Raw genomic sequence first — 7,535 nt, forward strand, 5'->3', positions numbered from 1 at the left:
CTGGTGCCGGCCGCGACGGTGGGGTGCTGGCCCCGGCTGGCGCGCCCGGGCGTGCTCGCCGTGCTCGGCCGGATCGGCGTGCTGCTGGCGGCCCAGCTGGCCCTGCTCGGCGCGCTCGCCCTCGCCGCCAACGACTACTTCTCGTTCTACGGCAGCTGGGACGACCTGCTCGGCACCGGCGGCCCGGGCCCGGTCACCGTGGTCCCCGCGGCCGGGGACGGCGGGGTGCGGCTGCTCGGCCGCGAGACGGTGCGCGGCGGCGGCCCGGTGGCCAGGCAGCCGGGCGCGGCGGGCGAGATCCAGCGCGTACGGATCGCCGGCCCGCTGTCCGGGCTGACCACCGAGGGCTACGTCTACCTGCCGCCGCAGTACTTCCGGCCCGCCTACGCGGACCGCCGCTTCCCCGCGGTGGTGGTGCTCACCGGCTTCCCCGGCGACGCCCGGAACCTGATCACCCGGCTCAACTACCCGGGCACGGCGCTGCGCCTCAACCTGGACGGCCGGATGCAGCCGGCCGTCCTGGTCCTGCTGCGGCCGTCCCCGGCGATGCCCGCCGACACCGAGTGCGAGGACGTGCCCGGCGGCGCGCAGTCGGAGACCTACTTCACCCGGGACGTCCCCCGGGCGATCACGGCCGGGTACCGGGTCTCGGCGCTGCCGCGGGCCTGGGCGGTGATGGGCAACTCCACCGGCGGGTACTGCGCGCTCAAGCTGGCGATGCGCCACCCGGAGGTCTTCCCCAGCGCGGTCTCGATGTCCGGCTACTACCGGGCGGCCGAGGACCCGTCCACCGGGGACCTGTTCCGGGGGAGCGCCCGCCGCCGCGACGAGGCCGACCTGCTGTGGCGGCTGCGCAACCTGCCGCCGCCCGAGGCGGCGGTGCTGCTGGCCGGGGCCGAGCGCGGGGACGGGGACTACGCGGCGGACACCCGGGCGTTCGCCGCCGCGGCCCGCCCGCCGCTCTCCCTGGCGACCGCGACGGTGCCCGAGGGCGGCCACAACTTCCGGACCTGGAGCACGCTGCTGCCGCCCGCGCTGGAGTGGCTGTCAGGGCGCCTGCGGGCCGGCTGAGGCTCAGCCGACCGGCTGCAGCTTCCCGGTGTGCAGCTCGCCGACCCGGCCGCCCTCGCCCTCGTACGTCCAGAAGACCCGGACGGTGAGCGTGGTGAGGTCCATCACATGGCTGACGGTGATGCCGCTCTGCTCGGTCCAGCTGACGAAGTACACCTGCGGGCCGACCTCGGCGACGTGCAGCCGGACGTCCTCCCACTGGCCGGCCGACTCGCCGAGGCCCTCCCAGCGCAGCCTGGTCCCGTCCGCGGAGTAGGAGTTGCGGAAGGCGGCACCGTTGTCGACGTCGAACAGGTAGGTGCGTCCGGCGAAGCCAGGCAGTGGCGCGGTCATCTCGGGTGCTCCTGGGAACGGTCGCGGCGGCCGCGGCCGGTGCTCCGGCCGCACCCCCCAACCTAGCGGACCGCCGGGGACCGGCGGCTTGAGGTTCCCGCGGGGGAAGGTCCTAGATTCGTCGGCGTGACGGACCAGAGCGAGCACCTGCTCACCATCGGCGCGATGGCGCGGCGCACCGGCCTGACCGCCAAGGCGCTGCGCCACTACGACCGGGTCGGCCTGCTGCGCCCCGCCGAGGTGGACCCGGACACCGGCTACCGGTACTACCGCGCCGGGCAGGTGCCGGGGGCGCGCCTGGTACGGGCGCTGCGCGCGGTCGACCTGCCGCTGGAGCAGGTCGGGGAGTGCCTGGCGGCGGGCGGCGAGCCCGAGCTGGTGCAGCGGGTGCTGGCCGGGCACCGGCGGCGGCTGCAGGCGCGGCTCGACCGGCTGCGCGGGGCCGTCCACCGGACGGATCATCTGATCGAGGAAGGGATCGGCACGGTCATGGGTGAGGAAGCACAGGCGGTCGCCGCGGGCGACGAGCGGCAGCTCGCGGTGGACCTGTTCAACGGCGTCTGGCGGCTGCTGGAGCAGGAGGACCGCTCCGCGGCCGACGACGACCGGATGGTGCACATGGCGCACGCCTCGCGGTACCACTGGGGGCAGGTCGGCGCGCCGGTGAACCTCGGCCGCGGGGAGTGGCAGTGCTCCCGGGTGTACGCCGTGCTGGGCCGGGCGGAACCCGCCCTGCACCACGCCCGGCGTGCACTGGAGCTGTGCCGGGAGCACGGGATCGGCGACTGGGACCTGGCCTTCGCGTACGAGGCGCTGGCCCGTGCGGCGGCGGTGGCGGGCGAGCCGGAGCAGGCCCGTGCCTGGACCGAGCAGGCGCTGTCCGCCGCCGAGGAGATCGCCGGGCCCGAGGACCGCGAGCTGGTGCTGGCGGACCTGGAGAGCATCCCCGGGCAGCCCCGGTTCTGGTGACCGCGCGGCCGGGGCCGCGGCTGTGAGGGACATCTCATTGTCGGTGCACGACCCATCTGCCTAGCCTGCACGGGATGCCCGGCTGGGCAGACCCGCGGTCGGGACGCCTAGTCCTGTCCACCCGACGGCGGCCACCCGATCACCTTCTGGACAGGAGCGGGGGAACCAGGTTTGTTGCCGTCGCGCCCCCGCTCCCACCGGAGCCGGGCGCGCGGCTAGGGGTGAAGCCGCTCCCCACCGGCGGCCGGGCAGCCTCGTGCCCGAACCCGACAGCTCACCTCGCAGGCGTCGCAGAGGATCCTCCATGCGACTTTCGCCCACCCCGGCACGCCTCGGCCTGCTCGCCGGCGCGACCGTGCTCGCCGGCGTCCCGCTGGTCGGCCAGGCCTCGGCCGCCACCCCCACGGTGACCCAGGACAGGCTCTCCCCGACGGCCATGGCGGCCGACACCGCCGCCAAGGCGACCCTCACGGTGCACTCCTCCGGCTGCTTCACCGCCAAGACGCTCGGTGTCGGCGTCCGTGACGCGGCCGGCCACAACCTGGACTTCCCCGGCAACGCGAGCAACGTGCAGATCTGCCCGGGCGGTGTCACCTTCACCAGCGCCGCGCGCACCCTGCCGGCAGGCACCTACACCCAGTTCGGGTTCTGGCAGGACTCCGCCAACGCCTGGCACAACCTGCCCTCGCAGACGCTGACGGTCGGCGGCTCGGCCACCCCCGCGCCGGCCCCGACGCCCACCCCGGCCCCGACTCCCACGCCGACCCCCACGCCGACGCCGGCCCCCGCCCCGGCGCCCGGCACCGGATCGCCGGTCCCCGGCAAGGCGCTGACCTGGTCCGACGAGTTCGACAGCCTCAACACCACCCGCTGGACCACCGACAAGAGCAGCTCGTACAAGTACGGCAACCACAACCCGGACGACAACAAGCTCGACTGGCTGAGCAAGGACGGGGTCAGCGTCTCCGGCGGCGTCGCCACCTTCACCGCCAAGCCGGGTGCCAACAAGCTGGAGAACGGCAGGCAGTCCTGGGACACCGGGCTGCTCACCACCGAGTACTCCGGCGAGGGCTTCCAGGTGAGGACCGGCGACTACGCCGAGACCCTGGTGAAGCTGCCGTCCGGCAGCGGGGCCTGGCCGGCGCTGTGGACCTGGAAGAACGGCAACGGGGAGATCGACTCCTTCGAGTACCACCCCGACAACCCGAACCTGCTGGAGCTGACCAACCACGTCAAGTCCGGCTCGAAGTACTACACCGACGCCAACGCCGTGGCCAAGGACAAGTGGGTCACCATCGGCACCTACTACGGCGCCAACTCGGTCGACTGGTACGTCAACGGCGTGAAGGTGTTCTCCGACAACACCGGAGTCGGCGCCAACTGGTCCGCGTACCTGATCCTCAACCTGTCGCTGAGCGCCGGCCAGTACCACCCGGCGCCCACCGGCACCGCGCCGATCACGTTCGCCGCGGACTACGTGCGGGTCTACCGCTGACCGTCACGGTGACACGCTCAGCGTGAACGGGGTGCCGTCGTCCGCAGCGTCGCGGTCGTCGGTGCCGATCACCAGGAGGTGCCCCTCGGCCCGTGTGCCGGGGGGCACTTCGCGTGCCACCCGGACCGGCGCCAGCACGGTCGCGCTACGGCCGGCGGGCAGCCCCGCCGGGAAGGTGCAGCGCAGCAGGTGCGCGCCGGGCCCGGTGGTGCAGGAGTCCGGGAAGTACGGGCCTTCGAAGGCGAAGCCGGCCGGCAGCTCGGCCAGGACGGTGAACGCCGAGGCGGTGCGGTCGGGGCCGCCGTTGGCGACGAAGCCGTGCAGGGTGGTGCTGCCGCCGGGCGGGGCCGGGTCCGGGTCCAGCCGGACCACCAGCAGGTCCGCGCCGGCCGCCACCGGGGCGGCCGGGACGGCCCCCAGGGCTCCGCACAGGGCCAGCAGCACCGCGGCCGACCTGCCCGCCGCCCGCGGGCCCACGCTCTCGGACATGTCGTACCCCTCCGCCGTCCGTACTCTGGCCGATACTCACAGTAGCGACCGATGGCGGAACGAGAGCGGAGGAGGCACGGGTGTCCGAGCAGGTGCTGAGCGAGGTGAGCGGCCGGATCGCCGAGGACCGGGAGGCCGGGTTCGTGGCGTCGTACCGCACCCTGATCACCGCCGAGCTGCCCGACGGGCTGCTGCGGACGGAACTGCTGCGCGGGCCGGACCGGCACTGGCGGGTGCAGAGCCTGTGGCGGGACCTGGCCGCGTTGGAGGCGGTGCGGGCGGACCCGAAGATGGCCGCCGCGCCCAGGCTGTTCCGCGAGGCCGGCACCGAGCCCGACCTGACGGTCTACGTGCTCACGGCCACCGCGGTCCGGCCCGGCTGAGCCCGGCCGGGGCCCCCGGCGGCCCTCGGACGGGCCGTCAGGGGGCGAGCACCTGCCCGAGCCGCAGGGCGATCTGACGCATCACCGGTACCAGTGCGGCACTGCCGGCCGCCGCCTCCAGCGCCCTGATCCGCGCCTCCGGCCCGGAGACCGACAGGGCGGTCGGGGTCGGCGCGCCGGGTACCGCGACGGCGATGCAGCGCACGCCGATCTCCTGCTCCTGGTCGTCGACCACGTAGCCGGCCTCGCGGGCGTGCGCGAGCTGGGCGATCAGCTCCTGGGGGTCCGTGACGGTGTACGGCGTGTGCGACTGCAGCGGCTGCGGGCCGAGCAGGGCGCGGGTCTCCTCCTCGGGCAGCTGGGCGAGCAGTGCCTTGCCGACGCCGGTGCAGTGCGGCTGCACCCGGCGGCCGACCTCGGTGAACATCCGCATCGAGCGGCGGGACTGCACCTGGCCGACGTAGACCACCTCGCCGCCCTCCAGTACCGCCAGGTTCGCGGTCTCGCCGGTGGCCTCCATCAGCTCGGCCAGGTACGGGCGGGCCCAGCTGCCGAGCAGCCGGCCGGAGGTCTCGCCGAGCCGGATCAGCCGGGGGCCGAGGGTGTAGCGGCGGGCGGTGTCCTGGCGGACATACCCCTGCTGGACGAGGGTACGGATCAACCGGTGGATGGTGGGCATCGGCAGACCGGAGGTGGTGGACAGCTCGCTCAGGGTGGCGATGCCACCCGAATCGGCGAGCGCTTCCAGCAGCTGGAAGGCGCGCTCGACGGACTGCACGCCACCGGAGGCTCGCTCGGTGCCTGTCGGTGCTTCGGCGGGGGTGCTGGCCACCGGCGTTCCCTTCACTGTCGCGGGAGGAGTAGAGTCCCAGCGATCTAGCTCAACAAACCGTTGAAATTCTGTATCGCGGAAACTAGTCTCCACCCTACAGAACGAAACCCGCCGGTAGGTGGGTTCGGATCTGGGAAGTTCCCACCGGAGCTCCCCAAGCTTTCACAACCGTCCAAGGAGTGTCCTGCCCATGGGTGCAGATCAGGGACCTGACGGCGTTTCCCCCGCCGCCCCGGTCGTCACTGTCGCCGGTCCGCGCGTTCCCCGCGCCGAGGAGGTGCTCACCCCGGAGGCGGTCGCCTTCGTCGTCGGCCTCCACCGTGCCTTCGAAGGTCGCCGGCAGGAGCTCCTGACCCGACGAAAGACCCGCCGTGCCGAGATCGCCGCGGCCGGGACGCTGGATTTCCTGCCCGGGACCGCCGAGGTCCGGGCCGGGGACTGGCAGGTGGCCCCCGCCCCCCGCGCGCTCCAGGACCGCCGGGTGGAGATCACCGGGCCGACCGACCGCAAGATGGTGATCAACGCCCTCAACTCCGGCGCCAAGGTCTGGCTCGCCGACTTCGAGGACGCCACCGCCCCCACCTGGGAGAACGTGGTCTCCGGCCAGATCAACCTGATCGACGCCTTCGAGGGCCGGATCGACTTCACCTCCGAGGCGGGCAAGGCCTACACCCTGAAGCCCGCCGCCGAGCTGGCCACCGTCGTGGTCCGCCCCCGCGGCTGGCACCTCGACGAGAACCACCTGCTGGTCGACGGCACCCCGGTGGCCGGCGCCTTCCTCGACTTCGGCCTGTACTTCTTCCACAACGCCGCCCGGCTGCTCGCCAAGGGCGAGCAGGACCCGAACTCCGGCCCGTACTTCTACCTGCCGAAGACCGAGAGCCACCTCGAGGCCCGGCTCTGGAATGACGTCTTCACCCACGCGCAGGCCGCCCTCGCCATCCCGCACGGCACCATCCGCGCCACCGTGCTGATCGAGACCATCACCGCCGCGTTCGAGATGGAGGAGATCCTCTTCGAACTGCGCGAGCACGCCGCCGGGCTGAACGCCGGCCGCTGGGACTACCTGTTCTCCATCGTCAAGAACTTCCGCGACGCCGGCGAGCACTACATCCTGCCCGACCGCAACAGCGTCACCATGGCCTCCCCGTTCATGGCCGCCTACACCCGCCTGCTGGTGCAGACCTGCCACCGGCGCGGCGCGCACGCGATCGGCGGCATGGCCGCCTTCATCCCCTCCCGCAAGGACCCCGAGGTCAACGCGGCCGCCCTGGAGAAGGTCAAGGCCGACAAGGACCGCGAGGCCGGCAACGGCTTCGACGGCTCCTGGGTCGCCCACCCGGACCTCGTCCCGGTCGCCCGCGCCTCCTTCGACGCCGTCCTCGGCGAGCGCCCGAACCAGAAGGACGACCCGGGCCCGTCCGAGCCCGTCACCGCCGCCCAACTGCTCGACATCGCCGGCGCCGGCGGACAGTGCACCGAGGCCGGACTGCACAACGCCGTCCAGGTCGGGCTGCGCTACATCGAGGCCTGGCTGCGGGGCCTGGGCGCCGTCGGCATCTTCAACATGATGGAGGACGCCGCCACCGCCGAGATCTCCCGCTCGCAGATCTGGCAGTGGATCAACAACGGCGTCATCCTCGCCGACACCGGCGAGAAGGCCACCGCCGACCTGGTCCGCCGGCTGGTGGCCGAGGAGCTGACCGCGCTGCGCGCCGAACTGGGCGACCAGGTCTACGCCGGTGGGCGCTGGAGCGAGGCCGCCAGGCTCTTCGAACAGGTCGCGCTGGCCGAGGAGTTCGTCGACTTCCTCACCCTGCCCGCGCTGCCCCTGCTCGGCTGAACGAGCCCAATCTATCCATCCGCGAGCCGGCCGCCGCCTGCCAGGCTGTAGCACTGCCCGCACCGTCTGCGCCGCTGTGTACAGCGCCGTGACGCGGCCCGGCCGGGGGCCCCCCGCACC

Annotated in this window: 8 protein-coding genes and 1 riboswitch; of the genes, 5 read left to right on the top strand and 3 right to left on the bottom strand. The window is 73.4% G+C overall.

All coding sequences use genetic code 11. The annotated features are described in order from the left end of the window. Positions 1 to 1,071: alpha/beta hydrolase-fold protein (locus AA75_RS29275; protein WP_082526905.1), on the top strand; the 1,071-nt coding region annotated here is incomplete at its 5' end. A 3-nt stretch (positions 1,072 to 1,074) separates the two neighbouring features. On the opposite strand, the gene AA75_RS29280 is transcribed toward AA75_RS29275, so the two are convergent. Beyond that, positions 1,075 to 1,404 (bottom strand): MoaF N-terminal domain-containing protein, encoded by a 330-nt coding sequence (locus AA75_RS29280; RefSeq protein ID WP_033823296.1) that lies wholly within the window; start codon positions 1,402 to 1,404, stop codon positions 1,075 to 1,077. 126 nt (positions 1,405 to 1,530) lie between these two features. On the opposite strand from AA75_RS29280, the gene AA75_RS51050 reads away from it, so the two are divergent. Then, positions 1,531 to 2,373, top strand: coding sequence for a helix-turn-helix domain-containing protein (locus AA75_RS51050; protein ID WP_233289244.1), 843 nt, complete (start codon positions 1,531 to 1,533; stop codon positions 2,371 to 2,373). Between the two features lie 130 nt (positions 2,374 to 2,503). Further along, positions 2,504 to 2,676, top strand: a riboswitch (cyclic di-AMP (ydaO/yuaA leader). Position 2,677: 1 nt separating this feature from the next. Next, the gene (locus AA75_RS53780) at positions 2,678 to 3,868 is read left to right on the top strand and encodes a glycoside hydrolase family 16 protein (protein WP_082526906.1); all 1,191 of its coding nucleotides are present in this window, start codon (positions 2,678 to 2,680) and stop codon (positions 3,866 to 3,868) included. A gap of 3 nt (positions 3,869 to 3,871) precedes the next feature. Here the strand turns inward: AA75_RS53780 and AA75_RS29295 are convergent, their stop codons facing one another. Continuing rightward, entirely contained in the window at positions 3,872 to 4,357 is a 486-nt protein-coding gene (locus tag AA75_RS29295) for a hypothetical protein (RefSeq protein WP_033823297.1), read from the bottom strand. An 80-nt stretch (positions 4,358 to 4,437) separates the two neighbouring features. On the opposite strand from AA75_RS29295, the gene AA75_RS29300 reads away from it, so the two are divergent. Then, on the top strand, positions 4,438 to 4,740 hold the full coding sequence (locus tag AA75_RS29300) for an antibiotic biosynthesis monooxygenase (RefSeq protein ID WP_033823298.1): 303 nt from the start codon (positions 4,438 to 4,440) through the stop codon (positions 4,738 to 4,740). 37 nt (positions 4,741 to 4,777) lie between these two features. Here AA75_RS29300 and AA75_RS29305 read toward each other — a convergent pair whose 3' ends face one another. Further along, positions 4,778 to 5,572: an IclR family transcriptional regulator gene (locus AA75_RS29305; protein ID WP_158515580.1), complete on the bottom strand. Its 795-nt coding sequence runs from the start codon at positions 5,570 to 5,572 to the stop codon at positions 4,778 to 4,780. 190 nt (positions 5,573 to 5,762) lie between these two features. On the opposite strand from AA75_RS29305, the gene aceB reads away from it, so the two are divergent. Further along, positions 5,763 to 7,415 carry a malate synthase A gene (gene aceB / locus AA75_RS29310; protein WP_033823300.1) on the top strand — a complete coding sequence of 551 codons (1,653 nt, stop codon included), beginning with the start codon at positions 5,763 to 5,765 and terminating at the stop codon, positions 7,413 to 7,415. The last annotated feature ends 120 nt before the right edge of the window (positions 7,416 to 7,535 follow it).

Source organism: Kitasatospora sp. MBT63 (genome assembly GCF_000710465.2).
GTDB lineage: Bacteria > Actinomycetota > Actinomycetes > Streptomycetales > Streptomycetaceae > Kitasatospora.